Source organism: Gymnodinialimonas sp. (assembly GCF_059726805.1).
In genome coordinates, this window is sequence record NZ_AP041059.1 from 445,957 (window position 1) to 472,279 (window position 26,323).

A 26,323-nucleotide genomic window follows, 5' to 3' on the forward strand; every position below is an offset into this window, starting at 1 on the left:
GATCCGCAAAGTGGGGATTGCCGCACCCCTGAGGGCAGATTGATATACCATTGATCTACCCGCGCGCCGTTTTCGCCGCCGCCTACAGCGCGCGCCCCTGCATCAGACGCGGCAGATCCCCGGTTAGTCCAGCCGCCTCACGAATGAATTTGCGCCGCAGGGCGGGCACCGTGCCGATTGCCCCCATGCCGATATCGCGGATCGCGCGGATTGCCGGGTTATCGTTGGAAAACAGCCGATTGACGCTGTCCGTTGCCACGGCCAGCCCCATCGTATCGGCCCGGCGCCATTGCTGATAACGGTCCAGCACGTCACGGCGCGCAAAGCCCTCTCCGCGCCGCTTGGCGTCTGCCAAAGTCTCTGCCAGCGCACTCACATCGCGCAGTCCCAGGTTCAGCCCTTGGCCCGCAATCGGGTGAACACCGTGCGCCGCGTCGCCCACAAGGGCCAGCTTTTCGGCCACAAAGGCGGTGGCGAGCGATAGGCTTAAAGGGTAGCTATGTCGTTGACCGGTAAGAGAAATATCGCCCAGGAAGTCGCCGAATGCCGGCCGCAGGGCATCCATGAAATCCGCATCACTGGCGCTTGCCAAGGCACTGGCCCGAGGCTCGGTTTCCGACCACACGATGGACGATCTGTTGCCCGGCAGCGGCAGGATCGCCAGCGGTCCGCCCGGCATGAAGAACTGATGCGCGATGCCGTTGTGGGGTTTTTCGTGCTGGACCGCGCAGACAAGCGCCGTCTGCGCGTAATCCCACCCGGTCCGCTTGATGCCCGCGCGCGCGGCCACGCCCGAGCGTTTGCCGTCCGCACCGACCAGAAGACGCCCGCGCAGCACCTCTCCACCTTCCAGCGTGACAGAGGCTAACCCATTGGTATCCTGAGAGATAACGCGCGCATTCGCGCGGTGTGTCACGCGCGGATCAGCCTCCATCGCGGCCATCAAGGCGCGGCGCAAGTAGCGGTCTTCCAGCATATGACCCATCGGGCCTTCCTCGATCTCGGCATGGTCGAAGTGCAGGTAAAACGGCGCCGCCCCTTCGCCAGCGCGCCCGTCAGAGGCCTTGATTTCCAACATCGGCTGCGCGTGGTCCGCGACCGCGTCCCAGATCCCCAAAGCGCCGAGCATTCGGACCGAGGCCAGCGCCAGGGCATAGGCGCGCCCGTCAAAGCCGGTCTCTTCCCGGGTCTGCGCGGGCAGGGCGTCCAAAACCACGCTCGAAAGTCCCGCCTGCGCACAGGCCAGCGCCAGGCAGGGGCCGTTTAACCCCCCGCCAACAATCAGAATATCTGCATCAAGCTGTTCCATAGGGTGAACTATGGCGCGGCCAAGGGGATTGTCCATGTGGCGCGTCGTCGTTAGCCTTTTCGCAAGCAAACTGGGGGCGGTGAAGATGGATTGGCTGAGCAAAAGCGCAAGCGAGATCGGGCGCGGCATTGGCGCGGGCGACGTGGACCCCGTGGCGCTGACCGAGGGCTATCTGGATGCCGTAGCGGCCAGCGCGCATGGCCCCCGCATCTACGCCCGCATGACCCGTGACCGCGCGTTGGCCGAGGCGATTGCCGCCCACGACCGCGCCAAGCAAGGCGTTCGGCGAGGGCTGATGGATGGCGTGCCGATCAGCTGGAAGGACCTGTTCGACACGGCGGGCGTCACGACAGAAGCGGGCTCCAAGCTGTTGGAGGGCCGCGTGCCGACCGCGGACGCAGAGGTTCTGGCCAACGCCACCCGCGCGGGCCTCGTTTGCTTGGGCAAGACCCATATGACCGAACTGGCGTTCTCGGGCCTTGGCGTGAACCCCTCCACCGCGACGCCCCCCAACGCCCATGATCCGGCGCTCGCCCCCGGCGGCTCATCCTCGGGTGCCGCCACGTCGGTGGCCTACGGTATGGCCGCGGCGGGGATCGGGTCAGACACCGGCGGCTCCGTCCGCCTGCCCTCGGCCTGGAACGACTTGGTGGGCTTCAAGCCCACCCACGGCGCGCTGTCGCTTCGGGGTGTCGTACCGCTCTGCGAAAGCTTCGACACGGTCGGCCCGCTCTGCCGCACCGTGGAAGACTGCGCCGAGTTGTTCGCTGTCATGGGCCGCACGAAGGCCCCCGACCTGCGCGCGGCCAGCCTGCAGGGCACCCGCTTCGCGGTCCTCAACCCCTATGCGGATGACGTGCGCGAGGCCCCCGGCGCGGCCTTCCAATCCGCCGTGGACCGCCTTGGCAAAGCCGGTGCCCATATCGATACCGTCAACGTGCCCGCGGTCGATGAGGCCATGCAGACCACGCTTTCCCTTTACACCGCCGAGGCTTACGGGACCTGGGGCAAGGACATCGAAGCCGCCCCCGACAAGATGTTCCACCGCATTCGTGACCGTTTCCGCCAAGGCGCGGACGTGTTGGCGGCGGATTTCGTGGCTCTCTGGCAGCGCCTGCGGGTGCTGCGCGCGGACTACTACGCGGCCACCTCCGGCTACGACGCTGTGCTCATCCCGTCTGCCGCGAACCTGCCGCCCAACGTCGCACGGCTGGATTCCGATGACGATTACTTTGTCACCGAGAACCTCTTGACCCTGCGCAACACCCGCGTCGGCAACCTGATGGGCCTTTGCGCGGTGACCCTGCCCACGGGCGTGCCGTCCACGGGGCTGATGATGATGTGTCCCCCGGGCCATGACGCGCGCCTGTTGCGCCTGGCGCAGGCGGCGGAGGCCAGTTTGGCCTAACGGACACACCCCTCGCCACACCCACCTGATATTAAGCCTCTTTTTCTGGACCAGAGCCGCCCCCTTCGCTATCATCATGGCTAACGGGGCGTTTATGACCCTGAAAATGAGGCAGTAATGGTGTTTCCGGAGCGGTTTTCGAACCTCCCAGAATATGCGTTTCCGCGTTTGCGGACGTTGTTGGACGGCATGGAGCCGGGCGGCGACCCTATTCTCATGACCATTGGCGAGCCGCGCCACGCCTTCCCCCCGTGGATCGCCGAGGCGCTGGCGCAAAACCTGCATGGCTTCGGCAAATACCCCGAGAATGACGGCGCTTTGTCCCTGCGCACGGCCCAGGCCGCGTGGCTTGGCCGCCGCTACAACGCTGATGTCGATCCTGCCACGCAGATCCTGGTCCTGAACGGCACGCGAGAGGGGCTCTACAACGCCTGCATGGCGCTCTGCCCAGAACGCAAGAATGGCCAACGGCCCGTCGTCCTAACACCCAACCCCTTCTATCAGGTCTATGCCGTGGCCGCGCTCTCCGTTGGCGCCGAACCCGTCTATCTGCCCGCCACGGAAGCGACCGGCGACCTGCCGGATTTCCATGCCGTCGACCCCGCGATCCTCGAGCGCACGGCCATCGCCTACATCTGCTCGCCTGCCAACCCGCAGGGCGCCGTCGCGTCCGAGGCCTATTGGGAAGCGCTGATCACCCTGGCCGAGAAGCACGATTTCAAGATCTTCGCGGATGAATGCTACTCCGAGATCTACCGCGAGACACCGCCCCCCGGCGCCCTGCAAGTCGCCCAAAAAATGGGCGTGGACCCGGAACGGGTGATGGTGTTCCACTCGCTCTCCAAACGCTCCAACCTGCCGGGCTTGCGCAGTGGTTTCTGTGCGTCGGGCCCGCAAAACATCGCCCGGATGAAGCAGTTGCGCGCCTACGCGGGTGCGCCGCTTCCGATGCCGCTGCAAGCGGTGGCCGAGGCGGTTTGGAACGACGAAGACCACGTGATCGACAACCGCAACCTCTACCGCGTGAAGTACAAGATCGCCGACGATATCCTTGGCGACGTGCAGGGCTACAAGGGCCCCGAGGCCGGGTTCTTCCTGTGGTTGCCGGTCCAGGACGCGGAACAAGCCACGGTCAAGCTGTGGCAAGAGACGGGCGTGAAAGTGCTGCCCGGCTCCTACCTCGCGCGCGAAGTGGACGGGGTGACCCCCGGCCACGACAAGATCCGCGTCGCAATGGTTGCTGAAAAAGAAGAAATGCGTCGGGGGCTGAAGATGCTCCGCAAGGCGCTGTATGATTGAGGAGGCATAACATGGCCTATCAGACCCGCCAGCGTGAACCGCTTCTGGACGGACATATGCAAGCAATTCTCGCCCGTCGTGGCCGAGAGATGTGCGGTATGGCCCTTGTGGGTCTTGGTCTTGCCCTGGCGGCAATGCTGTGGAGCTATGTGCCCGAGGATCCCAACTGGATGGCTGCGACAGATGCCGCGCCCGAGAACCTTTTGGGCCGGGGCGGTGCATCGATCGCCGCCGTGATGATGATGATCATGGGCTTTGCCGCCTGGGTTCTGCCCGTGGCCTGCATCGCCTGGGGCGTGCGTTTCATCCTGCATCGCGGGCAGGAACGCGCCTTGGGCCGCGTCTTGTTCCTGCCCATCGCGATTGCCTTGGCCGCGATTTATGCCGCCAGCCATGTGCCGCCTGCGGGGTGGTCGCACTCCTTCGGCGCGGGCGGTCTGTTCGGCGATACGATCCTGGGCGCCGTGCTGAGCGCGCTGCCTATGGCGCCGCAGATCGGCATCAAGATTGCGGCTTTCGTGGCCTTCGTGTTCACCGCGTTGATGGTGCTGTTTGTGCTGGGTGTCACCCAACGGGAATTGGGGCTGACCCTGCGGTTCCTGCTGGTCGGCATGATCGCAACGGGTGGTGCCGTTATGGCCACGATGCGCGGCCTCGGACGCGGGGCAGGGGCCACCGCGGCGGCCTTGCAGGACCGCAGGATTGCCCGCCGAGAGGCGCAGGCCGCACAAGCGGCCCCGCTTGCCGTCGATCCCGCCTATGCCACCACCGGTGAGCCGCGCGTGCAGCGTGCCGTTGCGCCGGACGAGCCTGCACCCGCGCCCGCCGCTGTCGCCCCAGCCACGCCGGGCCTGTTCTCTCGCATGCCGGGCCTGCGCCGGGAGGCAGAGCCGCCCTTGGAAGCCCCGTTGCCCGAGGCGGATCCGATGCTGGTCGAAGACCTGCATGAACAGCCCGTGGGCCAGGACCGCGTGCGGTCGCGGATCTCTGATGCGATCCGGGCGCGCCGCCATCCCGTCGAAGCGGCCCCGACTGGCAACACCATCGCCGACATCGCCGCCCGCGCCCGTGTGACGCCGGGAACGCCGTCCCGCGTGCCGGGCTTGAACCGGATCGAGCCGCCGCTGACCGCAGCCCACGCGCAGGACACGCCGGAAGCGCCCATGGCAGAGGTCGAGCCCGTGGAACTGCACCGCGCCGAGCCGGAGCCCGCTCCGGTCGCCGTGCCGCCCGCGCGTGTCGAACGCAAGGTGGTGCAGCAACCCAGCCGCAAACCCCAAGCGCAGTCGCGTCAGGCGAAGGCCGATAGCCAGCCCTCCCTGCCGCTGTCGGAGCCGGAACCCTATGAGTTCCCGCCGCTGACGCTTCTGACCAACCCGACCACCATCGAGCGGCATCACCTTTCCGATGAGGCGCTGGAGGCCAACGCCCGGATGCTGGAGAACGTGCTGGATGACTACGGCGTGAAAGGCGAGATCGTCTCCGTCCGTCCCGGCCCCGTCGTCACGATGTATGAGCTAGAGCCCGCGCCCGGTTTGAAGGCCTCGCGCGTCATCGGTCTGGCCGATGACATCGCGCGGTCGATGTCCGCGCTGTCCGCCCGAGTGTCCACGGTGCCCGGACGGACCGTCATTGGCATCGAGCTGCCGAACCAGAACCGCGAGATGGTCGTCCTGCGCGAGATGCTGTCCCACCGCGACTTCGGCGACGGCTCCCACAAGCTGCCGCTCGCTTTGGGCAAAGATATCGGCGGTGATCCGATCATCGCGAACCTTGCGAAGATGCCTCACCTGCTGATCGCGGGGACGACCGGCTCGGGTAAATCCGTGGCGATCAACACGATGATCCTGAGCCTGCTTTACAAGATGAAGCCGGAAGATTGCCGGATGATCATGATCGATCCGAAGATGCTGGAACTGTCGGTTTATGACGGCATCCCCCACCTTTTGTCGCCCGTTGTGACGGACCCCAAGAAGGCCGTTGTGGCGCTGAAATGGACCGTCGGTGAGATGGAAGAGCGCTACCGCAAGATGTCCAAGATGGGCGTGCGGAATATCGACGGGTATAATTCTCGCGTGAAAGATGCGCTGGATAAGGGCGAGATGTTCTCCAGAACCTATCAGACGGGTTTTGATGATGAGACGGGCGATCCCGTGTTCGAGACCGAAGAATATATGCCCGAGAAGATGCCCTATATCGTCGTCATCGTCGACGAGATGGCCGACCTGATGATGGTCGCGGGCAAGGAGATTGAGGCCTGCATTCAGCGGCTGGCTCAGATGGCGCGGGCGTCTGGGATCCACATCATCATGGCGACGCAGCGGCCGTCGGTGGATGTGATTACCGGGACGATCAAGGCGAACTTCCCGACGCGGATTTCTTTCCACGTGACCTCCAAAGTCGACAGCCGGACCATCCTGGGTGAGATGGGCGCCGAGCAGCTGCTGGGCATGGGCGATATGCTTTATATGGCGGGCGGGGCGAAGATCACGCGTGTCCATGGGCCGTTCTGTTCCGATGAAGAGGTGGAGGAGATCGTCCGCCACCTGAAAAGCTTCGGGCCGCCGGATTACGCTTCCTCGGTTCTGGAGGGGCCGGACGACGACAAGGAATCAGACATCGACGCGGTTCTGGGGCTGTCCACGGGCGGCAATACGGGCGGCGAGGATGCCTTGTATGATCAGGCGGTGGCGATCGTGGTGAAGGACCGGAAATGCTCCACCTCGTATATCCAGCGCAAGCTGGGGATCGGGTATAACAAGGCGGCGCGGTTGGTGGAGCAGATGGAGGAAAACAGCCTCGTGTCCTCGGCCAATCATGTGGGCAAGCGAGAGATCCTGGTGCCGGAGCAGGACTGAGATCTGCAGGGGTGTGCAAGGGGTGCTCAAGGTTGAGCAGGGCCCTAAACAACTGAAATATAACAGTATTCAGGTTTGTTAACTTTTTGCACCTGCCGTTGTGAGCTGGCTTGCGTTCGAGCGGCGCGGGGCAGGCATTCGCCAAGTCGGGGGTCTTCAGAGGTCGGCGAATGACGGCTTGGCTGTGACAAAGGCATGTGTCCAAGTTTGAGCAGTCCCCCGATCAGTGCGTCTCGGCCCTGGGCGATCCCACGCATAGAAATGATCCTCAAGCGCCTTGCGTGGGGGGGCGACGGTCAGTGAGCTGGCGCAACCGCAAGATCCAGGCGCCAAGAGCCCTGTTTTGGGAATGCTGGACAAGGCCTGAACACTTCAGGAATTTTTTCGTCTGAAAACCGCATGGCATCCAGGCTTGTGAGATCGACCTGCGTGACGGGGGGAGATGGCGAAAACTTTACATATGACAGCACAACTCTTGACAAATGACGTCAAAACATTATTTTGATGTCATCACTTATCGGAGCTGACTCATGTCTGTGCCTATTACTCTTCGTGTCGAGCAGAACCTGAAAGACCATCTGGCCAAGCTGAGCGAGCATAGGCAGATGACGATGAACAAGCTTATCACCCAGGCCCTTGTGCAATTTGTTTCCAAGGAATCGCTTGCGGTGGAGGAAGAATTGGAAGCCTCGTTGGCTACGTTGAAGGCGTATCGGGCATCTGACCCCAACTTTGAGCAAGCCATTGACGGCGTGGTGACGGCGGAGCTGTCTACTGACGTTGATCCCGCCCAAGGGGATGTGGTGTTTCCGGAAGACCACGAAGCCACAACCCTCGTTCGCAATTTGCTACGTGCCTGATTGGGATGAAGACAGCGACAAGCTGACCGACAATCTGAAGAAAGCGTACCGCGCGTCCCGTGATCAGGCCTTGGGGCGCACCTTACCCCGTGTGGAATTGGCGCGAGGTTGGCACGCCCTTGTGATGGCAGGGTTGCAGGTTCCGGACCGGAGCTATGTGGGCGGTTTCCGGGGCGAAAGCGGGCTTGAGGGGTGTGAGGTTCACATCGGTATGCACGCAGGTGCGCCGTCTTCTTCGGTAGCGGAAGAGCTCCGAAGGTTTGAGCGGACACTGGAAAGAACCGTTGCAGCCCTGGATGGGCTGATCCCGCCGGGGCGTATCCCCAGTTCCAAAGATCAACTGAACGCCGTGATCGAGCTATGTGCGTGGGTGCATGCCGAATGGGTCAGGATTCATCCGTTCGCCAATGGCAACGGAAGGACCGCGCGGATCTGGACGGGCTTCATCGCGATGCGATACGGCCTGCCGCCTTTCGTGAAACTCAGGCCAAGGCCCGACGGAGGCTATGGGGCGGCGTGCGGCAAAGCGATGGAAGGAGACTGGGCGCCAACAGTGCAGGTCTTCCGACGCATGTATCTGGACGTGATCGCCTGAAACCTCTGGACTGGGCGGAGGTTGCCTTCCCGGACCCGAGATTGGAGCGGATTGATTTTCAGTCCGTAGGCAACGTCGATCCGATTGAAGCCGTGAGCGCCTTTGAGCACCGGCGAGAGATGTCGGTAACGGCTGTCTTCAAACCCATCCAACCCTACGCTCCAGAGTAGTCTGACCGCATGAAGCCATCACTGGAAAGAGTGTAGGTTTGGCGTATCGCGTGGGCGTTGCCAGACGGCCCGCGTTTTGATTTCCACAGATTTTCGAATGCCCGTGTTCATATGGGTAGTTTCCCCCAGTGTTTGGCGCGCCGCGACGGGGCATCCATGGGTCATCGCCACGCCGCATCCAGCGGAAAGGCACAAACGATTGAACCAAGGAATTAGACCATGACGACCCCTTCGACCCTTAAGAAATTTGCCCTTGCCGCTGTTTTGACCCTGGGCGGCTTCGCCTCGGGCGCGTCGGCCATGACGCTGCACAATTGCACCCATGATCCGCTGATGGTGAGCCTGATGAACAACGCCGGCAGCTTTTCCCAGCCGACGACGATTGCGGCCAACGGCACAAGCCAGATCCATGCGACGCGGTCGCTGGGGCCGTATCGCATCGTGCTGCCGCAACTGGGCGAGGGCGCGCATTTCAGCGGGCGGGACGGGGATGGCACCTTCAGCCTGATCCGCACCGGTGGCGGCAACATCGGCATCCGCGACGGCAACGCTTGTGCCCAGGCGGGCGGCGGCGGCAACGCGGGCGGCGGCGGTGAGATCTGCTACGAGGTCACCGGCGGGCGGGTGTGCTATCGTCCGTAAGCGGGCCTTTGGCTCGATAGGATTGGGAAAGCGGGCGCGGGAGTGCCTGCTTTTTCGTTTTGAGCCGGGCCTCTGCTGGACTTGTCGGGGCGGCTCGCGCACAAGCGGGGGGATGATTACCCCTTTCAAGCGGCCTGTGTGGCCGCCCGATTACAGGTCTCCTCCATGGGGGAAGCGGGCATCGATATTCGACCATATCGCAGCCCATGTTGAGCGCGCGCCACCGGGGCGGCTGTCCCGTGAGGGGTATGTCCTGCCCGACGAGCCCAAGCGCGACGACAGCCGCATGTCGTTCGCACGCGGTGCGTTGGATGGCGCCTTCGTTCATCATTATGCTCAGACGCAAAAGGACGATGCCGTCGAGGTCCTTCATGTCGCGTTGGTGGCTGCGTGCAAATCCGCGTCCGACGACAACATCCGGGCGCTTTACGATCTGATGTGCGGCGGGTCGGCCATAAGCCTTGTCGATCCGCTGCTGGGGCGGATCCGCTCTGAAAACACACCGGCGCCGGGTCGATTGAGGGACATCGCGCGCTGGTTTACGACGAAAGCGGCGGACCGGGAGGTGGTCAAAGTCTCGATCGTGTTGCTGGGCTTGATGGACGACACCCGGGACAGGGGCGTTCTGCTGATCTTGGGCAAACATGACGAGTTCACGCAATACGCGGTGCGTGCGTTGGCCCAAGCATCGGATGGTGAAAGCGCGCTTTGGGCCTTGGCGCAGGGCACGGATGGGTGGGGGCGGATTAGCGCAGTCGAGCATTTGCGGGATACTGAGGATCCTGCGATCAAGGATTGGCTTCTGCGCCACGGGTTCAAGAACACCATCATGTATGAATACCTGGCCTGCATCTGTGCGCGGGCCGGGGAACTTCATCTGGCGCTGGAGTCGGCGAACGTTGATGGAGACCTGTTCGAGGGAGCGGTAGAGATCATCTCTGCGTTGATTAATGGCGGTCCGGCGGAGGGGTTGGAGGACTACGAGCATGGCTGTGCTGCGATCCACCATCTTGTGGGGCAGCCGGAGGCGCGCTTTGCGACGGCGGCCCACTTTGCGTTTCTGTGGAAGCTGAAAGGCCATATCGGGCGGCATCTGTCAGGCGCACGGGATTTGGGCCAGGATTGGACGGTGGCCGGTGCCAATGTGATCATTGCGCGGATTGATCAGGTTTTGGCGAGCCGGGATTGGCGGGCTGTGATTGAAGAGGCCCTCGTCCACGGGGATCGGGACGCGTTTTGGTTTGCCAGCCGATCTTGCGAGAGACTGGGGCTTGATCCCTGGCCGCATTTCTATCGCAGGACAAAGGCCGGTGAGGATTATTGGTGGGGTCTGATGCGGAAGGCTGGGCCAGAGCGTATTGATGCCGTTTTGGCATTGGCGCAGGAGAAAATCCCGCTCGACACCATTGCGTCGGGTCCTGCGGAGCACATGGGTTTTGGTCGCGCATATGCATCCCATCGGGCGCTCGATTTCATTTTGCAGGACTTGCGGGCGCATTCGGGGAAGGGATGGGATTTCGTTCAGGCGGGGCTGAAAAGCCCGGTCATCCGGAACCGAAATATGGCCATCCAAGTGCTGGAGGCTTGGGGGAAGGCGGCCTGGCCGGAGGGTGCGGAGCTTTTGGTGCGGCGGGGTTTCGCGGAAGAACCCAATGACAAGGTGAAAGCGCGGTTCGCGGATGTGCTGGCCAGGCGAGACACGCGTTGATCCCGGGGCGGGCGCGGGGTGAGGCAGGTTCCGCCCCTCCTCGGGCCGCTTCGCGTCCCTCCTCGCAGCGGTTGGGGTTCACCGGCTGTTGATAGGCGGTGACGTGCCGGTGTTATCGCATAGCGGGGGGAACGTGCCTATATTCGGGGCAAGCACTTCGAATCGGAGCATTTTTTCATGTCGATCACTCGCCGCACTTTGATGGGCGCCACGGCGGCTTTTGCCGTGCTGGGCCCTACGGCTGCCTTTGCGCAGGCCATTCCTTTGGGCGATCTGTCCGCCTACCTCAACGCGATGCAAACGGCGGAGAGCCCGTTTACGCAGATCAACTCGGACGGGACGGTGTCCACGGGGACGGTGTTTATCCATCGGCCCGGGCGGGTGCGGTTTGAGTATGACGGGGATGATCTGCTGGTGATGGCGGGTGGATCGCAGGTGGCGATCTTTGATGGCCGTGCCACTGGCCCGCCGGAGCAATATCCGCTGGATGAGACGCCCTTGCGGATCATTTTGCAGCGCAATGTGAACCTGGGGCAATCCGGCATGGTGAGCGAGCATTCGTTTGACGGCACCTCCACGCGCGTTGTGGCGCGGGACCCGCGGCGGCCCAATATTGGCTCGATCACGCTGGTGTTCACGCCGGGGCCGGAGTTGCGGCAGTGGATCATCACCGATGAGGGGGGCGCGCAGACCACGGTGATCCTGGGCGCGTTGGAGCAAGGCGGGCGGATCCCGGCGCGGTATTTCTCGATCCCGCAGGAGGTCAACGCCCGCAACGGCGGCTGATCAAAGCATTCCGCCAAAAGCCTGAGACACGGGCATTTGGCGGGACGCAGTGCAACGCTTGAATGTAGCGCGCGCCCCGCCTTTCGCTGATGTGTCAGGTTAAGGGCGGGACACTCTAACAGCGCTCCAGCTGTTGGCGGTAGCGCTCGGCGCGGTCTTCGACGCGGCGGGCGACTGTGATCAGCCAGGGTTTGGAGTTGTAGCTGCCGCGCGCGTAGCCGGTGTGGCCTTCGTGGTAGGCCAGGTATTGGCGGCGCACGTCGTCCAGCGCGATGCCGTTCCTCTCCAGCGACAGGTTCATGTACCAGCCCATGAAATCCGTGGCATCGTCGATGTCGGTGCGCCGGGCGCGGGGGCGGTTCTGATCCTCCTGATACTCGGCCCAGGTGCCGTCGAGCGCCTGGGAATAGCCGATGGCCGAGGATTGGCGGCCCATGGGGATCACGCCCAGGGCATAGCGGAAAGGCGGGCGGATATCGCCGTCAAACCGGCTTTCCTGGTGGATCGTGGCCATCATGTTGGGCACGGGGATGTTCCATCTCCGCTCGGCCCGGCGCAGGGCACGGCCATAGTTGGGCCTTTCGCGCAGAAGCGCGCAGGCGTCATCGAGATTGCGGGGCGATTCGAAATCCCGCGACCCACACGCCGCGAGAGAGGCCGTGAGGCCTATCAGTAAGGTTCGTCTGTACATGGGCTGCTCTGCCTCTGGGGTGCGCCTGTTTCCGGCACGTTGTGGACAAGTATAGAGCAAAACGGCGTGCAGGAAAACGGGGGGAATGCCTTACCCGGGCAGAAGAAACGAAAGCGTGATCGGAAGGGCAACAATCGCCAGAAGGGTGGAGGTGACGACAAGGCTGGCGGAGGCGTCGGGGTCGGTCTGGTAGCGCTCGGCCATGAGGTAGGAGGTGACGCCCACGGGCGTGGCCATCTGCAGGATCAGCACGGCTTGCGGGATCCCGGTGAGGCCGGTGGCAAGGCTGACGCCGACGCCTGTCGCGAGGCCTATGGAGAGCTTGATCGCCGAGAGGCCAAAGGCCGGCAGCACCCGGGCCGGTTTCAGGCGCGCCACGGCAGCCCCGAGGGTGAGGAGCATCAGGGGGATGCCCATCTGGCCGATGAGCGTCAAGGCGTTGAGCGCCACGGTCGGCGGCTGCCAACCCGCGATCAGGAAGGCAACGCCCAGGACGGAGGCCCATAAGATAGGCTCCCGCAGGACCCGGGCGGGGTTCTGGACGCCCGCGACCATCCAGAGGCCCGCAGTGAACATGAAGATCGCCATGAGGGCGAAGACGACCACCGCCAGACCCAGCCCGGTATCGCCAAAGGCGAACAGCGCCAGGGGCAGGCCGAGGTTGCCGGTATTGCCAAACGTCAAAGGCGCCAGGTAGGCGCGGGGGCCCAGGCGGAAAAGCCGGACGGTCAGCCAGGCGCCAAGGGCGATCACCCCGTAGCACAGCGCGGTGGCAAAGCTGAGGGCGGCAAGGGCCTGCGGCGCGATCTGGGCACCGACTAGGGCGGTGAAGATCAGGCAGGGCACCGCGAGGGTCATCGCCAGGCGGGTGACGAACTGAGTCGGATACTCATACCCCAAACGCACCCAGGCAAAGCCCGCCGCCCCCAGAATGAACACCGGCGCGGTGATCTCCAACACTGTAAGGGCAAGGTTCACAGACTGTTTCCCGCAAGAATCGCGCCGCGGGATGGACAAACCCCGCCCCGGTTCGCTAACAAACTTCCTTAAGTTCCGGGGGCAAGCCATGCTTGAGACGCAAGCCAAATACAACATCGGCCAGATCGTGAAACACCGGAAACATCCGTTTCGCGGTGTTGTCTTCGATATCGACGCAGAGTTCTCGAACTCCGACGAATGGTACGAGGCGATCCCCGAAGAGGCCCGCCCGGTGAAGGACCAGCCGTTCTACCACCTGCTGGCCGAGAACGATCAGACCTATTACGTGGCCTATGTGTCCGAGCAGAACCTGGTGCCCGACGACACTGGAGAGCCCGTGACGCACCCCGACCTGCCGGATCTGTTCGGCGAGTACCGGGATGGGCATTATCCGTTGGAATATCAGCTGAATTGAGTGCTGTGATTGGTGCGCTTTGCGCATCGTGTCGGCTGATGAGCTGTGCTCGGGCGATGGTTTGCTGATGCGGCGAAGGGCGGCTTTGTGCCCAAGAGTACCGTAGACCTGAAGCGCGGCGAACTTCCGGTTACGTGAATATTCGACTTTCGTCGGCAGCCCCTGCGACACCGCATTTTGGCACAACGGTGCCTTGATTACACGGCTTGGGTTGACCATGTTACGAGGGCGTCCATACAAATCTGTAGGGAGTTTCATAGATGGGATCATGTAGCAGCGGTGGCGGTAATCCTATTGCGCCATCTGGAGGGTATGTCCAGAGCTCCAGCAAGGGAGGAACTCACCACACAGTGGCAAACCCCAGAACCAATGTGCGGATATCATGGGACACTGATTCCGACGGAAATAAGTCCGGTGTGCATATCACTGATCAGTCCTACAAAAGTGGGCAATCGACCGGTGGTTGGTTGCGCCGTCTCTTTAGCTCCAAGTATCGTTAAGCATGTGAGATGTCGGGCTAGTCACCAGTGATTGGCTGAGTGGATTGCACTGGCTGGTCCCGAGAGTTGAACCAAAGATGAAAGATCGTTCGCGCACTGTTGTTTTTGTTGGGGCTTTCGACGACCACTTCTACAGGATACCCAGCTACATCAACGCTTGCGCATCACTCGGCTTTTCAAGTAATTTCGTAAGCTCAGCGGACTTTCTTGAGCATTATGCTGACTTTTCGGGTGCAAGCGTCGTGGTATTCAACGACGAGCCAGCAATTCGCAGCGTTGCTGCCACATTAGGCACTGGCGATGAAAACTCAGACCCTCGAATTGCTAAGGCAGTGGTGCTAAGCAGCTTCACAGACAAGCATCTTGTAAGAAGGATTTCGTCGTCTGAATTCCCTCATCGCTTTACCGCTTCGAAACGAGACGACCTAGACATGGCTTTAGTTTCCAGCTCAATGGAAACAAGCACCGCTGTGGTGATAAAGCCGACCGTCGGGAGTTGCGCCGTTGGCGTCAAAAAGTGCACGTCGGTTAGGCAAGTTGCAAACTACGTTTCTAAATTGAGCTCTGACGATGAAGTAATGGTGGAAGAGTACATCGACGGAGATCATTTTTGCTTGGATGTGACTTGGAACGGACGAGCTGCTTCTCTTGTCGGTTTCTGTTGGAAGGTCATGTCTTTCGCCCAGACTCCATACATCATTGGGCATAGTTTGATTGAACCCATACCTAGTGAACTTGTTGAGCTTGTAGTCAAAAAGATCAGTTCGATACTGACATCCCACTGCTCTGGCATCGCGGCAAACTTCCATTGCGAGCTTGTTCTCGGTTCACAGGATGGAAAGCCTCATCTTATCGAAATCAATCCTCGTGCTCCAGGTGGGTGGCTACCGGAGCTATACTCCGTTGGGGTCGGGCGCAGCTACGATCTTGAGCTAGTAAGAAATGCAGCCGGGTTACCCCCAATGCAAGGCTGGCATCATACACCCGCTGCACTTGGCAGTATTGTGAATTCAGATTTTTTTGAGAACGAGACTAAACAAAAAGTGCGTTCATCATCGATCTACGAGCGCTTCACTTCGGACGGAATTAGTGAGTCTGGAAAAATCGGAAGGTTCTTGTTCTGGGGGCAGTCGTCCGAGCAAGTTGCACTTGAATTTCAAGCAACACTAGAAGCATCAATGCCTCTACAAGAACCTGACGAAGACAAGATCGCGGCAGCGGTAGTTTCGTCAAAGTGTTGCTAGTTTAAGCAACCCTCTAACCTTAGGCGCACAATGTGTTCAGACTTCCACAATGCGGAATTTGAACCGAGTTGAGTGAACGGCGGCTTTGTCCCGCAAAGCTGTCATCGCGTCTACGTCGGTGAGGTCGCTCGTTTCGTGCGAAGAGACCCAGGGGTGTGACTATGGCGTGGATGAAGGCACCTGTTCCCTCGGGCGCGGGGTGGGTTGCACCCACCCTACGGGTCTAGCCGAGGGTGCGGAGATGCTGAGTCAACGCGTCGATGTTGCCGCCGCGGGCTTCTAGCATGGCGCCGATTTCGGTGCGTTCCGAGATCATCAGGTTCACGCCCTGGATGATCAGGTTGAAGAACAGCGGGCGGCCGGAGCCGTCGGAGACCAGCCAGCGTAGCTCGAACGGGCTATCGTTGCGCAGGTTGACCGTGGTGATGACCTCGAAGAACGACCGGACCGGGCGCACGCCATTTACGGTGATGGAACCGCCGATGAACTCGCGGAAGCGGCGGCCGTATTTGGCGGAGAAATAGTCTTGGAACGCCTCGGTAAAGGCGCGCAGCTGCGCGTTGCTGGCCGAGCGTGCGGGCGGCCCGAGGACCGAGCGGGCGATGGTGGGCACGTCGGCGTAGGTGCTTAGGATCCGCTCCATCTCGCGCAGCACGGAGGCGTCAGACCCGCCCGAGGCGATCACGCGGTTCACGTCGGCGACGGCGGCTTCGACAAGGGCCTGGGCCTGGCCTGCGGTCATCGCGTGGCCCGCGCGGGGCAGAAACGGCAGCGAGGCCCCGGCGATCGCGGTGGACAGGAACGCGCGGCGGCGGAAGGTGAGAAAGCTATTGGGCGTATGGGTCAAAATAAGGATCCGAATAGGGGTCATAATAAGGGTCTGCGGCCACCGCCTCGGCGGCGGCGGCGGGGTCTTCATTGGCGTAGGGGTCTTCATAGGTGGCGGCGGTGCCCCCAAGCTCGAACCGGCGTTGTTGCAGGTAGAGGGACCGCATCTGCAAATAGCTGTCCGCGCTTTCGTACAGCACCGAGTCGATGGTGTCGTCGAACGCGTAGCGGGAGTTCAGGGCCGAGCCGATGCTGGCGCCGGTCGAATAATAGCTTTCCGGCGCATCGATGTGGTGGCGCAGGGGGTTCATGGCGAAATCCACCACCCTGCCGACGGTATCGCGGGTGGTCGAGGGGCCAAGGAACGGGTGGACGACATAGTCGCCCTCACCGACGCCATAAAGGTGTAGGGTTTCGCCAAAGTCCGTCTCTTCCTCGGGCACGCCGAGGGCGGTGGCGACATCGAACAGCCCGCCCACGCCGATGGTGGAGTTCAGGGCAAACCGCAGGGTGTTCTGGGCGGCATCGCCCAGGCGCAGTTGCAGGATGTTGTTCACCACGTAGCCGGGCTGGTTCAAGTTCGAGGCGAAGTTCGACACGCCTACGCGCACAGGCTCGGGCACGGCGGTGCCGTAGGCGGTTGCGACGGGGTCCAGAACGGCGCGATCCAGCGCGATGTTGGTGGCATGGGCGGCGCGATTGCGCGCTTCATCGGCGTCGGCGATCTGATCGCCGGGGGGCAGCGTGGCGGGGCCACAGGCGGTCACCAAAAGCGCCAGCGCAACGGCGCAGAGGCGGCCCGGTAGTTTCGAAAACGTCAAGCGCACGTAGATCCCCCGTGGATAAGCGAAGTGCAATCTCATCGCCCTGCACACTTTCTAAAGGGTATAGGGGAACTATGCAGCGCACCACACCCTTGATACATCGGCAGGCATGGTCGGACTGTCAAGGCGACGACCAAGCCCTTGAGATCAAAAGAAGGCGACCGAGCCCATGAGCACGATTGCAAAAGACGAACTGGCAGAGTTTCGCCGACGCAACGCCTGGATCCTGTGGTCTGTCGCGCTGTTCAGCCTGTTCGTGAACCTGCTGATGCTGACCGGGCCGCTGTATATGTTGCAGGTCTACGAGCGGGTTCTGGGCTCGGGCAGTGAAGAGACGTTGCTGGCGCTGTCGGTGCTGGTGGCGTTCCTTTTCGCGATGATGGGGATTCTGGATTACGCGCGCGCCCGGGTGGCGGCGCGATTTGGCGCGCGGTTGCAGGAGGCGTTTGATGGCCGCGTGTTCCGCGCCGCCTTGGATCGGGCGCAGCGCACCGGGCGGGCACAGACGGCGTTGAGTGATTTGGGGTCGGTGCAGCGGGTCATGTCCTCGCCGGTGTTCATGGCGGTTTTCGACCTGCCCTTCACGCCGCTGTTCATCGTCGCCATCTTCTCGTTCCATGCCTGGCTTGGGTGGTTCGCCCTGGGCGCGGCGGTGACGTTGATCCTGGTCACCTTCGTTAACCGTCTGTCTACCGCCGGGCCCTTGGCGGAGGCGTCCGAGACGACCCGCGCCGCCGATCGCATGGCCGGAGAGATGCAATCTTCCGCCGAGGTGATCCGGTCGCTCGGGATGCAGGGCGCAGCATTCGCGCGGTGGCACAAGCAGCGGGCGCGGGCCCTGGATGTCAGCATGCGGGTGGCGGACCGGGCGGGGGGCTATGCGACCCTGTCCAAGACCCTGCGGCTGTTCCTGCAATCAGCGATCCTGGGCCTTGCGGCGCTGCTGGTCCTGCGCGGAGAGATGCGGGCCGGCGCGATGATTGCGGGCTCGATCCTGATGGGCCGCGCGCTGGCGCCGATTGATCTGGCGATTGGCCAATGGCCGATGATCCAGGAGGCGCTGCGCGGTTGGGGGCGGTTGCGGGACCTGCTGCTGGCCGAGGGGCAGGAGCCGGAGCGGCTGACCTTGCCGCGCCCGAGCGCCGCGCTTGAAGTGGCAGGCCTGACCGTCGCCCCACCCGGAGAATCGAAGCCATCCCTGCGCGGAGTGTCGTTTCGACTGGAACCGGGCGAGGCGATTGGGATCATCGGCCCCTCTGGCTCGGGCAAATCAACGCTGGCGCGCGCGATCACCGGGGTCTGGCCCATCGCGGGCGGCTCGATCCGGTTGGACCGCGCGACGCTGGATCAATACGACCCTGACGCCCTTGGCAAACTGATCGGCTACCTGCCGCAGGCCGTCAGCCTGTTTGACGGCACGGTCGCCGAAAACATCGCGCGGCTGGACCCGAACCCGTCCGGCGAGGCGGTGACCTCGGCAGCCGTGGCGGCAGCGGCGGACACGATGATCAGGGAGTTGCCCAACGGCTACGACACCGAGGTGTCGGGCCTGGGACCGCGCCTGTCAGGCGGGCAGGTGCAACGCGTGGGGTTGGCGCGCGCGCTTTACGGCGACCCGGTGCTGCTGGTGCTGGACGAGCCGAATTCGGCGCTGGATCACGAGGGATCCGAGGCGCTGAACGTTGCTGTTCAGGGGATGAAGGCGGCAGGGCACGGGGTTCTGATCATGGCGCATCGGCCCAATGCGATCCAGCAATGTGATAAGCTTCTGGTCCTGAACAACGGCATGGTGCAGGCCTTCGGGCCGCGCGATGAGGTGCTGGCCAAGGTTCTGCAGAACAGCGCCGATGTGCAGCGCGTGACCAGTGCCAAAGCGGCGGGAGATTTGACATGACCCAAGACACACGCCCCGCCTGGTCCGTCCGTGGCCCGATGCTGATCGGCCTTGTGGCGCTGGCCGTTCTGGTCCTGGGCTTTGGCGGGTGGTCCGTTTCCAGCACGCTCTCCGGGGCCGTGGTGGCCTCGGGCCAGATCGAGGTGGATCGCAACCGTCAGGCCATTCAGCACCCCGACGGCGGCGTGGTGGCCGAGTTGCTGGTTGATGAGGGCGACCGCGTCGGGGATGGAGAGGTTTTGGTGCGGCTGGATTCCTCGGAACTGCTGACCGAACTGGCCGTCGCGCGCGCCCGCCTGGCTGAGAGTGCCGCGCGCCGCGCGCGGCTGGAGGCAGAGCGGGACGGTTTGACGTCCCTGGAATTCTCGGAAGACCTGATGGCGATCGGTGCCGCTGATCCCGAGATTGCCGATGTGCTGGCGGGCCAGCAGAACCTGTTTGCGGCCCGCGCCGACACGCTTGCGCGCGAAGAAGAGCAGCTGCGCGGGCGCATCACGCAGATCGGCACGCAGGTCGACGCCATGCGCGCGCAGGAGGCGGCGCTGGTGGAGCAGATCGAACTTGTGGGCGCGGAGCTGACCCGGCGCGAGGATCTGCTGGAGCGTGGCTCCGGCACCGTGGAGCCGGTGGTGCGTTTGCAGCAGGAACTGGTGCAATTGCGCGGACAATTAGGGCAGGCCACGGCGGGACGGGCCGAGGCGGCAGAGCGGATCATCGAGACGGAGTTGGAGATCCTGCAACTGACGACGACGCGCCGCGAACAGGCGATTGGCGAGTTGCGTGAGATCCGCGTGGGCGAGCAGGAACTGGTGGAACGCACGGCCAACCTGGAACGCCGCATTGCCCGGATGGAGTTGCGCGCGCCGGTTGCGGGGACGATCCATGGGCTGACGATTTTTGGCGCGAGGTCCGTCCTGCGGCCGGCGGATCCCTTCGCCTATATCGTGCCGGAGGGGCGCCCCCTGGTGATCTCGGCCCGGATCCCGGCGATTGACATTGATCAGGTATTCGAGGGGCAGAATGTGTCCCTGCGCTTTCCGGCGTTTGACCAAAGCTCCATGCCCGAGGTGGTGGGAGAGGTGGCGCAGGTCTCGGCCGATGCGTTTGTGGATGAGGTTAGCGGCGGTAGTTTTTATCGCACGGAAATCACCATGACCGAGGAGCAGGCGCAGCTTTTGGGAGAGCGGGTTCTGATCCCCGGCATGCCGGTCGATGCGTTCATTCGCACCGAGGACCGCACGCCCCTGGCGTATCTGCTAGAGCCCTTCACCACCTATTTCTCACGCGCGTTCCGGGAAAGCTGAAGCGGTCTTTCCATGGACCGCCGGGCGCACTACGGTTTGCGGCGAAACACATTTGGGGAGGCTCAACCATGAGCGGAGTTATCGAAGCACGGCTGGCGGAATTGGGCGTTGTTCTGGGCGAGGCCACGGCGCCTGCGGCCAATTATGTGCCCTTCGTGCAGGTGGGTGATACGTTGTTCGTGTCGGGCCAGATCTCGATGGAAAACGGTGAGATGATCACCGGCAAGGTCGGGGTGGATCTGAGCGTGGAGCAGGGGGCCGCGGCGGCAAAAGTCTGCGCGATCAACCTTTTGGCGCAGGTGAAAGCGGCCTGTGGCGGGGATCTGGACAAGCTGGCGCGGGTGGTGAAGCTGACGGGCTTCGTGAACTCCACCCCTGATTTCGGCGACCAGCCCAAGGTGATTAACGGCTGTTCCGATTTCCTGGTGGAGGCCTTGGGCGACATCGGGCGCCACGCCCGCTCGGCCGTGAGTGCGGGGGCGTTGCCGTTCAACGTCGCCGTGGAGATCGAGGGCATCTTCCAGCTCAAGCCATGACCCCTGTGCTTCCGCCCGAGTTCCTGGGCAAGCCGCTGGCGCACCGGGGCCTGCATGACCGCGCGTTAGGCGTGATCGAGAACAGCGCCAGCGCTGTGCGCGCGGCGGTCGACGCGGGCTACGGCGTGGAGGTGGATGTGCAACTGACCTCGGACGGGGCGGCGATGGTGTTCCATGACGCGCGGCTGGACCGGTTGACCGACGAGTCCGGCCCGATCCGGGGCTGGGCGGCGCGTGATCTGGTGAAGCTGGTGCTGACAGGGTCCGAGGAGACGGTGCCGACCCTGCCCGAGGTGCTGGAGATTGTGGGCGGCAAGGTGCCGCTGTTGATCGAGATGAAAGACCAATCGGGTGGTACCGGTTCTGCGCCGGACGAGTTGGAACGCGCCGTGGCCCGCGCGCTGAAGGGCTACGACGGTCTTGTCGCCGTGATGTCGTTCAACCCCCATATGGTCGCCAATATGGCCAAGCGTGCCCCCAGTGTGCCGAGGGGGATCGTGACCGACGGCTACAACGAGAAGGAATGGCCGGATCTGTCGCAAGACACGCTGATGGCCCTGCGCGAGATTGGCGCGTTTGACGCCGTGGGCGCCAGTTTCATCAGCCACGACTGGAACGACCTGGCCGCGCCGCGGGTGGCGGAGTTGAAGGCCAAGGGCGTGCCGATCCTGTGCTGGACGGTGAAATCGCCCGAGCAAGAGGCGCAGGCGCGCCGCGTCGCCGATAACATCACGTTCGAGGGCTACACGCCTGCCGATTGACGCCCCCGGCGTGCGACCCATTTATGTAGCACGCAAGCGTGGAGGCGACCGTGGACGGCGACACTCAGATCAGCATCGATGTCCTGACGTCCCTGTCGCAGATCAGCGCAGAGGACTGGGACGCCTGCGCCTGCCCCGAGGACGGGCGGCCTAAAGATCCGTTCACCACCTATCGGTTTCTGAGCGCCCTGGAGCAATCCGGCAGTGTCGGGCCGGGCAGCGGCTGGCAGCCGCGCTACCTGGTGGCGCGGATGGAGGGCGAGGTGATCGCTGTGGCGCCCATGTATGCCAAGGGGCATTCCCAGGGGGAGTATATCTTCGACCACAACTGGGCCCATGCCTACGAGAATGCGGGCGGGGAGTATTACCCCAAGCTGCAAATCGCGGCACCGTTCACGCCTGCCACGGGGCGACGGTTTCTGACCAAGCCCGGCCATGACGCAACCGGGATTTCCGCGTTGATCCAGGGGGCGGTGCAGCTGGCGGCGGACAATGCCTTGTCGTCACTTCACGTGACGTTCTGCACCGAGGACGAGGCGATTGCGGGTGAGCGCATCGGGTTGATGCGGCGCTGGTCGCAGCAGTTCCATTGGGTGAACGACGGCTACGCGGATTTCGACGGGTTTCTGGGCAGTCTTTCCAGCCGCAAGCGCAAGAACATCCGCAAGGAACGCGCGCGGGCGCAGGATTTCGGCGGCCAGATCGTGAGCCTGACGGGCGATCAGATCAAGGCCGAGTATTGGGACGCCTTCTGGCATTTCTACCAGGACACTGGCGCGCGGAAGTGGGGCACGCCCTACCTGACCCGCGCGTTCTTCGACATGGCGCATCAGACGCTGGCCGATGACATGCTGCTGTGCCTGGCCCTGCGCGAGGGGCGGCCCGTGGCGGGCGCGCTCAACTTCATCGGCGCCGACACGCTTTACGGGCGCTATTGGGGCTGTGTGGAAGATCACCCCTGCCTGCATTTCGAGCTGTGTTATTATCAAGCCATCGACTTTGCCATTGCCCATGGCATGGCCCGTGTGGAGGCCGGGGCGCAGGGGGCGCACAAGCTGGCGCGGGGCTATCTGCCGGTGGCGACACACTCGCTCCACTGGGTGCGCGACGCGGGATTTGCGGAGGCAATTGCGCGCTATCTGGAGGCCGAGAAGGCCGCCGTGGATGAGGAAATCGAGGTGCTGACGGGCTACGGCCCGTTCAAGCGCGCGCATGTGGAGGAGCAGGAATAATGGCGGTGAAACTGGAAGGCGACGCGCGAGCGGAGGCATTGAAAGCCTTGGCTGAAAGCGGCTGGGAAGAGGTGACGGGCCGCGATGCGATCCACAAGATGTTCCAATTCCGGAATTTCACGCGGGCGTTCGGCTGGATGACGCAAGTCGCCATCGAGGCCGAGAAGATGGACCATCACCCCGAATGGTCCAACGTCTACAAGACGGTCGAGGTCACGCTGGCCACCCACGATGTGAACGGGCTGTCCGAGTTGGATGTGACCCTGGCGCGGAAGATGGACCAACTGGCGGGCTAGGCGCGGGACGGATCTTGGAAGATCCGTGGAACGCCCTTCGAAGGGCGTTTCCCGCGCCTGGCCGCAACCGTGGTGCCCTAGATGACGGCCAGGATCGATTCACCCGCGGAAACCTCACATACGCCGGGGCCTTCCTCGACATGGAGTTTCTTCACGACGCCGTCCTCGACAAACATCGCGTAGCGCTTGGAGCGGTCAAAGAAACCGACAGACTCCGCCGTCCAGTTCATGCCGATGGCCTTGGTGAACTCGGCCGAGGCGTCGCCCAACAAGGTGATGCCCGCCTCTTTGCCGCCGGTGACCGTGCCCCAGGCATCCATCACGAAGGGATCGTTGACGGAAACGCAAATGACCTCGTCCACGTCCTTGGCCTTGAAGCCGCCCATGTTGCGGATGAAGCTTGGCATATGCGCGGTCGAGCAGGTGCCGGTATATGCGCCGGGCAGGCCGAAAATCACCACATCGCGGCCCTTGGTCAGCGTATCCATCTCGACCGACTCGGGGCCGTCGGCGCCGACGCGCAGAAGGGTGGCATTGGGAAGGGTGTCGCCAATGGAAAGTGTCATTTGGGTGTGCTCCTGCGCTTGTGCGGTTGTTCCTCTGGCATATAGGGTCTGCCTCGGGCAGGGCTAGCGGGGAAGCGCGTCATGGACAAGATAATCGTCATCGGAGCAGGGCAGGCGGGCGCGTCCTGCGTGGCCAAGCTGCGCGCGGAAGGGTTGGAGGGCAAGATCACCTTGATCGGGGATGAGCTGGTGCCGCCGTACCAGCGCCCGCCCCTGTCGAAGGCGTATCTGTTGGGGGAAATGGCGCTGGATCGCCTCTTTCTGCGGCCCGTGACGTGGTATGTTGAGAACGATATCGAGCTGCGCCTGGGGGCGGGCGTCGACGCGATTGATGCGGGTGCGAAGACGGTGAGCCTGGGCGACGACGTGCTGGAATATGATGCGCTGGTCCTGGCCACGGGGTCCACACCGCGCCGCCTGCCTGCCAACATCGGGGGCGATCTGCGCGGTGTCCATGTGGTGCGCACGCTGGCCGATGTCGATGCGATGGCGCCCGAGGTGACGGAGGGTCGCCGTGCGTTGATCGTGGGCGGCGGCTACATCGGGCTGGAGGCCGCCGCCGTGGCGCGCAAGCGCGGCATGGAGGTGACGCTGATCGAGGCCGCGCCGCGCATTCTGGGCCGGGTCGCCGCGCCTGAGACGGCGGATTACTTCCGCGAGTTGCACCGCGCGCATGGCGTGCGCATCCTGGAAGGGGTGGGGTTGGAATGCCTCAACGGTGTCGATGGCCGCGTTGTGGGCGCGTTGCTGAGCAACGGCGAAGAGCATCCCTATGACATGGTGATTGCGGGGATCGGCATTGTGACCAACGACGGCCCGGCAGAGATGGCGGGTGTCACGCGTGACAACGGGATTGCCACGGACATTCAGGGGCGGACATCTGACCCAAGCATCTGGGCGGCGGGCGATTGCGCCTCGCTTCCGTATCGGGGGGAGCGGATCCGGCTGGAGAGCGTGCAGAACGCGATTGATCAGGCCGAGGCGGTGGCGAAGAACATCCTGGGCGCCGGAGAGGACTACGTGCCCAAGCCGTGGTTCTGGTCGGATCAATACGACGTAAAACTGCAGATCGCGGGGCTGAACACGGGCTATGACCGGGTCGCCGTGCGCGACGGCGGCGCGGCGCGGTCGCATTGGTACTACAAGGGCGCGGAGTTGCTGGCCGTTGACGCGATGAATGATCCGCGCGGCTACATGATCGGCAAGCGGTTGATCGAGGCCGGGAAATCGCCTGCGGCAGAGGTGGTGGCGGACCCGGCGGCGGATCTGAAGGCGCTTCTCAAGGCATGAGGCTGGGTTCTTGAGGATCGTGGGCGGGCGCCTGCGCGGCAAGAAGCTGGCCGATGTGGGCGCGGGCGATGCGGCGGCGCATTTGCGGCCCACCACGGACCGGGTGCGCGAGAGCCTGTTCAACCTGCTGACCAACGGACGCAATGGTGATCTGGTGCGGGACGCCCGTGTGCTGGATCTTTTCGCCGGCACCGGCGCGTTGGGGCTGGAGGCCCTGTCGCGCGGGGCGGTTCACGCCACGTTTGTCGACAGCGGCACCGCGTCGCGGGCGCTGCTGCGCGAGAACATCGCGCTGTGCGCTGCGCAGGGCGTCACCAAGGTGTTCCGAAGCGACGTGGCGGATCTGGGCCCGCCGAAAGCGCCCGTGGATCTGGTGTTCCTTGATCCGCCCTACGGCCAAGGCCTCGGTGAGGACGCGATCCAAGTGTTGCTGGCCCAGGGGTGGCTGGCGTCCGGCGCGACGCTGGTGTGGGAAGAAAGCGCCCCGCCCCTTATCCCCGCGCCGTTCCAGATGCTCGACCAGCGCAGCTATGGCCAAACCACCATCACCCTCTTGAGGTTTCCATGACGCTTGATCTCGTCATTTTCGACTGCGACGGCGTGCTGGTGGATAGCGAGCCATTGTCCAACCAGGTCACTGTCGATGCGCTGGCCGGAATGGGCGTTCACATGAGCCTGCAAGAGGCGATGGACCTGTTCATGGGCAAGTCGATGGTGCAGGTCGCCGCGATTGCCCGCGCAAGGGGCGCCCCGCTGCCAGGGACGGACGCGGAATGGATCGCGGAGCTCTACGACATCACCTATGCGCGGTTGCGCGAAGGGGTGGATCCGATCCCCGGTGTCGTCGGCGTGCTGGACGCTTTGGACGCGGCGGGGGTGCCTTACTGCGTGGCGTCAAACGGCTCGGACGAGAAGATGGACATCACGTTGGGCGGCACGGGCATGGCGGCGCGGTTTGCGGGCAAGCGGTTCTCGGCACACGCGTTGGGCGTGTCGAAACCGGACCCGGAGTTGTTCTTCATCGCCGCCCGCGCCATGGGCGTCGCGCCCGAGCGCGCGGTTGTGATTGAGGACAGCGGATCGGGCGCGTTGGGGGCGCAAAGGGCAGGGATGCGGTGCTTTGGCTATGCGCCAAAGGGGGGCGAAGACCTTGAGAAGGTCGGCGCAGAGGTGTTCCGGGACATGGGCGATCTACCAGCCCTGCTCGGGATTGCGAAGTAATCCACAACATCTTGGCCCAGATCGGGCGCGCAGGCCTTGTTTACTGAATCTCAATATGGGACGTTCAGATTTAACGAGCATTTGAACAAAAAAATCGACAGGCTGCCC

General features: G+C 63.3%; 25 protein-coding genes. 19 read left to right on the forward strand and 6 right to left on the reverse strand.

All coding sequences use genetic code 11. The features are described 5' to 3' along the window. Positions 1-82 precede the first annotated feature (82 nt). Positions 83-1,345 (reverse strand): FAD-dependent monooxygenase, encoded by a 1,263-nt coding sequence (locus AC6I9R_RS02215; protein WP_461426730.1) that lies wholly within the window; start codon positions 1,343-1,345, stop codon positions 83-85. Between AC6I9R_RS02215 and AC6I9R_RS02220 the strand changes: the two genes are divergently transcribed. The 8 genes from AC6I9R_RS02220 (at position 1,344) to AC6I9R_RS02255 (ending at position 11,635) form a co-directional block, all read left to right on the forward strand. Further along, positions 1,344-2,717 carry an amidase gene (locus AC6I9R_RS02220; protein WP_461426729.1) on the forward strand — a complete coding sequence of 458 codons (1,374 nt, stop codon included), beginning with the start codon at positions 1,344-1,346 and terminating at the stop codon, positions 2,715-2,717. The two genes, AC6I9R_RS02215 and AC6I9R_RS02220, sit on opposite strands and share 2 nt — an antisense overlap. Positions 2,718-2,834: 117 nt before the next feature. Further along, complete coding sequence (locus tag AC6I9R_RS02225) at positions 2,835-4,016, forward strand: aminotransferase class I/II-fold pyridoxal phosphate-dependent enzyme (protein ID WP_461426728.1); 1,182 nt, start codon at positions 2,835-2,837, stop codon at positions 4,014-4,016. Positions 4,017-4,027: 11 nt separating this feature from the next. Then, positions 4,028-6,874, forward strand: coding sequence for a DNA translocase FtsK (locus tag AC6I9R_RS02230; protein ID WP_461426727.1), 2,847 nt, complete (start codon positions 4,028-4,030; stop codon positions 6,872-6,874). Positions 6,875-7,404: 530 nt separating this feature from the next. Next, positions 7,405-7,734: a hypothetical protein gene (locus AC6I9R_RS02235; RefSeq protein WP_461426726.1), complete on the forward strand. Its 330-nt coding sequence runs from the start codon at positions 7,405-7,407 to the stop codon at positions 7,732-7,734. Further along, positions 7,727-8,329 carry a Fic family protein gene (locus tag AC6I9R_RS02240; protein WP_461426725.1) on the forward strand — a complete coding sequence of 201 codons (603 nt, stop codon included), beginning with the start codon at positions 7,727-7,729 and terminating at the stop codon, positions 8,327-8,329. Before AC6I9R_RS02235 ends, AC6I9R_RS02240 begins: the two co-directional genes overlap by 8 nt. A 389-nt stretch (positions 8,330-8,718) precedes the next feature. Next, on the forward strand, positions 8,719-9,141 hold the full coding sequence (locus AC6I9R_RS02245) for a hypothetical protein (protein WP_461426724.1): 423 nt from the start codon (positions 8,719-8,721) through the stop codon (positions 9,139-9,141). 112 nt (positions 9,142-9,253) lie between these two features. Further along, positions 9,254-10,849: a hypothetical protein gene (locus AC6I9R_RS02250; protein WP_461426723.1), complete on the forward strand. Its 1,596-nt coding sequence runs from the start codon at positions 9,254-9,256 to the stop codon at positions 10,847-10,849. A 177-nt stretch (positions 10,850-11,026) separates the two neighbouring features. Next, positions 11,027-11,635, forward strand: a complete 609-nt coding sequence (locus AC6I9R_RS02255; RefSeq protein ID WP_461426722.1) for a LolA family protein — start codon at positions 11,027-11,029, stop codon at positions 11,633-11,635. A 115-nt stretch (positions 11,636-11,750) separates the two neighbouring features. Here AC6I9R_RS02255 and AC6I9R_RS02260 read toward each other — a convergent pair whose 3' ends face one another. Beyond that, entirely contained in the window at positions 11,751-12,326 is a 576-nt protein-coding gene (locus AC6I9R_RS02260; RefSeq protein ID WP_461426721.1) for a transglycosylase SLT domain-containing protein, read from the reverse strand. A gap of 90 nt (positions 12,327-12,416) precedes the next feature. Continuing rightward, a complete protein-coding gene (locus tag AC6I9R_RS02265) occupies positions 12,417-13,304 on the reverse strand; it encodes an AEC family transporter (RefSeq protein ID WP_461426720.1) in 888 nt (295 codons plus the stop codon). 88 nt (positions 13,305-13,392) lie between these two features. Here AC6I9R_RS02265 and hspQ point away from each other — a divergent pair, with 88 nt between their 5' ends. Beyond that, positions 13,393-13,719 carry a heat shock protein HspQ gene (gene hspQ, locus AC6I9R_RS02270; RefSeq protein WP_461426719.1) on the forward strand — a complete coding sequence of 109 codons (327 nt, stop codon included), beginning with the start codon at positions 13,393-13,395 and terminating at the stop codon, positions 13,717-13,719. A 577-nt stretch (positions 13,720-14,296) separates the two neighbouring features. Next, positions 14,297-15,463 (forward strand): ATP-grasp domain-containing protein, encoded by a 1,167-nt coding sequence (locus AC6I9R_RS02275; protein ID WP_461426718.1) that lies wholly within the window; start codon positions 14,297-14,299, stop codon positions 15,461-15,463. A gap of 223 nt (positions 15,464-15,686) precedes the next feature. On the opposite strand, the gene AC6I9R_RS02280 is transcribed toward AC6I9R_RS02275, so the two are convergent. Together AC6I9R_RS02280 and AC6I9R_RS02285 are read right to left on the reverse strand one after the other, a co-directional pair. Beyond that, positions 15,687-16,310, reverse strand: a complete 624-nt coding sequence (locus tag AC6I9R_RS02280; protein WP_461426717.1) for an MlaC/ttg2D family ABC transporter substrate-binding protein — start codon at positions 16,308-16,310, stop codon at positions 15,687-15,689. Then, positions 16,291-17,112: an MlaA family lipoprotein gene (locus AC6I9R_RS02285; protein WP_461426716.1), complete on the reverse strand. Its 822-nt coding sequence runs from the start codon at positions 17,110-17,112 to the stop codon at positions 16,291-16,293. Before AC6I9R_RS02285 ends, AC6I9R_RS02280 begins: the two co-directional genes overlap by 20 nt. A gap of 172 nt (positions 17,113-17,284) precedes the next feature. Between AC6I9R_RS02285 and AC6I9R_RS02290 the strand changes: the two genes are divergently transcribed. The 6 genes from AC6I9R_RS02290 (at position 17,285) to AC6I9R_RS02315 (ending at position 23,138) form a co-directional block, all read left to right on the forward strand. Then, positions 17,285-19,009 carry a type I secretion system permease/ATPase gene (locus tag AC6I9R_RS02290; RefSeq protein ID WP_461426715.1) on the forward strand — a complete coding sequence of 575 codons (1,725 nt, stop codon included), beginning with the start codon at positions 17,285-17,287 and terminating at the stop codon, positions 19,007-19,009. After that, complete coding sequence (locus AC6I9R_RS02295; protein ID WP_461426714.1) at positions 19,006-20,313, forward strand: HlyD family type I secretion periplasmic adaptor subunit; 1,308 nt, start codon at positions 19,006-19,008, stop codon at positions 20,311-20,313. Before AC6I9R_RS02290 ends, AC6I9R_RS02295 begins: the two co-directional genes overlap by 4 nt. Positions 20,314-20,381: 68 nt before the next feature. Beyond that, positions 20,382-20,849: a RidA family protein gene (locus tag AC6I9R_RS02300; protein WP_461426713.1), complete on the forward strand. Its 468-nt coding sequence runs from the start codon at positions 20,382-20,384 to the stop codon at positions 20,847-20,849. Then, positions 20,846-21,610, forward strand: a complete 765-nt coding sequence (locus AC6I9R_RS02305) for a glycerophosphodiester phosphodiesterase family protein (RefSeq protein ID WP_461426712.1) — start codon at positions 20,846-20,848, stop codon at positions 21,608-21,610. Before AC6I9R_RS02300 ends, AC6I9R_RS02305 begins: the two co-directional genes overlap by 4 nt. Positions 21,611-21,660: 50 nt before the next feature. Continuing rightward, positions 21,661-22,842 (forward strand): GNAT family N-acetyltransferase, encoded by a 1,182-nt coding sequence (locus tag AC6I9R_RS02310; RefSeq protein WP_461426711.1) that lies wholly within the window; start codon positions 21,661-21,663, stop codon positions 22,840-22,842. Beyond that, positions 22,842-23,138 carry a 4a-hydroxytetrahydrobiopterin dehydratase gene (locus AC6I9R_RS02315; protein ID WP_461426710.1) on the forward strand — a complete coding sequence of 99 codons (297 nt, stop codon included), beginning with the start codon at positions 22,842-22,844 and terminating at the stop codon, positions 23,136-23,138. The genes AC6I9R_RS02310 and AC6I9R_RS02315 overlap by 1 nt, the downstream gene beginning before the upstream one ends. Before the next feature lie 77 nt (positions 23,139-23,215). Here the strand turns inward: AC6I9R_RS02315 and AC6I9R_RS02320 are convergent, their stop codons facing one another. Further along, on the reverse strand, positions 23,216-23,704 hold the full coding sequence (locus AC6I9R_RS02320) for a peroxiredoxin (RefSeq protein ID WP_461426709.1): 489 nt from the start codon (positions 23,702-23,704) through the stop codon (positions 23,216-23,218). A gap of 81 nt (positions 23,705-23,785) precedes the next feature. Here AC6I9R_RS02320 and AC6I9R_RS02325 point away from each other — a divergent pair, with 81 nt between their 5' ends. The 3 genes from AC6I9R_RS02325 to AC6I9R_RS02335 are packed head-to-tail and all read left to right on the forward strand — an operon-like array spanning position 23,786 to position 26,215. After that, complete coding sequence (locus AC6I9R_RS02325; RefSeq protein WP_461426708.1) at positions 23,786-24,994, forward strand: NAD(P)/FAD-dependent oxidoreductase; 1,209 nt, start codon at positions 23,786-23,788, stop codon at positions 24,992-24,994. 10 nt (positions 24,995-25,004) lie between these two features. Further along, positions 25,005-25,562 carry a 16S rRNA (guanine(966)-N(2))-methyltransferase RsmD gene (gene rsmD / locus AC6I9R_RS02330; protein WP_461426707.1) on the forward strand — a complete coding sequence of 186 codons (558 nt, stop codon included), beginning with the start codon at positions 25,005-25,007 and terminating at the stop codon, positions 25,560-25,562. Next, positions 25,559-26,215, forward strand: a complete 657-nt coding sequence (locus AC6I9R_RS02335) for an HAD family hydrolase (protein ID WP_461426706.1) — start codon at positions 25,559-25,561, stop codon at positions 26,213-26,215. The genes rsmD and AC6I9R_RS02335 overlap by 4 nt, the downstream gene beginning before the upstream one ends. Positions 26,216-26,323 lie beyond the last annotated feature (108 nt).

What these genes read in the sequence shown, in the direction of transcription:
- AC6I9R_RS02220 (WP_461426729.1), top strand. Translation starts at nt 1,344, where the DNA reads ATGTGGCGCGTCGTCGTTAGCCTTTTCGCAAGCAAACTGGGGGCGGTG.
- AC6I9R_RS02215 (WP_461426730.1), bottom strand. Translation starts at nt 1,345, where the DNA reads ATGGACAATCCCCTTGGCCGCGCCATAGTTCACCCTATGGAACAGCTT.
- AC6I9R_RS02225 (WP_461426728.1), top strand. Translation starts at nt 2,835, where the DNA reads ATGGTGTTTCCGGAGCGGTTTTCGAACCTCCCAGAATATGCGTTTCCG.
- AC6I9R_RS02230 (WP_461426727.1), top strand. Translation starts at nt 4,028, where the DNA reads ATGGCCTATCAGACCCGCCAGCGTGAACCGCTTCTGGACGGACATATG.
- AC6I9R_RS02235 (WP_461426726.1), top strand. Translation starts at nt 7,405, where the DNA reads ATGTCTGTGCCTATTACTCTTCGTGTCGAGCAGAACCTGAAAGACCAT.
- AC6I9R_RS02245 (WP_461426724.1), top strand. Translation starts at nt 8,719, where the DNA reads ATGACGACCCCTTCGACCCTTAAGAAATTTGCCCTTGCCGCTGTTTTG.
- AC6I9R_RS02250 (WP_461426723.1), top strand. Translation starts at nt 9,254, where the DNA reads ATGATTACCCCTTTCAAGCGGCCTGTGTGGCCGCCCGATTACAGGTCT.
- AC6I9R_RS02255 (WP_461426722.1), top strand. Translation starts at nt 11,027, where the DNA reads ATGTCGATCACTCGCCGCACTTTGATGGGCGCCACGGCGGCTTTTGCC.
- AC6I9R_RS02260 (WP_461426721.1), bottom strand. Translation starts at nt 12,326, where the DNA reads ATGTACAGACGAACCTTACTGATAGGCCTCACGGCCTCTCTCGCGGCG.
- hspQ (WP_461426719.1), top strand. Translation starts at nt 13,393, where the DNA reads ATGCTTGAGACGCAAGCCAAATACAACATCGGCCAGATCGTGAAACAC.
- AC6I9R_RS02275 (WP_461426718.1), top strand. Translation starts at nt 14,297, where the DNA reads ATGAAAGATCGTTCGCGCACTGTTGTTTTTGTTGGGGCTTTCGACGAC.
- AC6I9R_RS02290 (WP_461426715.1), top strand. Translation starts at nt 17,285, where the DNA reads ATGAGCACGATTGCAAAAGACGAACTGGCAGAGTTTCGCCGACGCAAC.
- AC6I9R_RS02295 (WP_461426714.1), top strand. Translation starts at nt 19,006, where the DNA reads ATGACCCAAGACACACGCCCCGCCTGGTCCGTCCGTGGCCCGATGCTG.
- AC6I9R_RS02300 (WP_461426713.1), top strand. Translation starts at nt 20,382, where the DNA reads ATGAGCGGAGTTATCGAAGCACGGCTGGCGGAATTGGGCGTTGTTCTG.
- AC6I9R_RS02305 (WP_461426712.1), top strand. Translation starts at nt 20,846, where the DNA reads ATGACCCCTGTGCTTCCGCCCGAGTTCCTGGGCAAGCCGCTGGCGCAC.
- AC6I9R_RS02315 (WP_461426710.1), top strand. Translation starts at nt 22,842, where the DNA reads ATGGCGGTGAAACTGGAAGGCGACGCGCGAGCGGAGGCATTGAAAGCC.
- AC6I9R_RS02320 (WP_461426709.1), bottom strand. Translation starts at nt 23,704, where the DNA reads ATGACACTTTCCATTGGCGACACCCTTCCCAATGCCACCCTTCTGCGC.
- AC6I9R_RS02325 (WP_461426708.1), top strand. Translation starts at nt 23,786, where the DNA reads ATGGACAAGATAATCGTCATCGGAGCAGGGCAGGCGGGCGCGTCCTGC.
- AC6I9R_RS02335 (WP_461426706.1), top strand. Translation starts at nt 25,559, where the DNA reads ATGACGCTTGATCTCGTCATTTTCGACTGCGACGGCGTGCTGGTGGAT.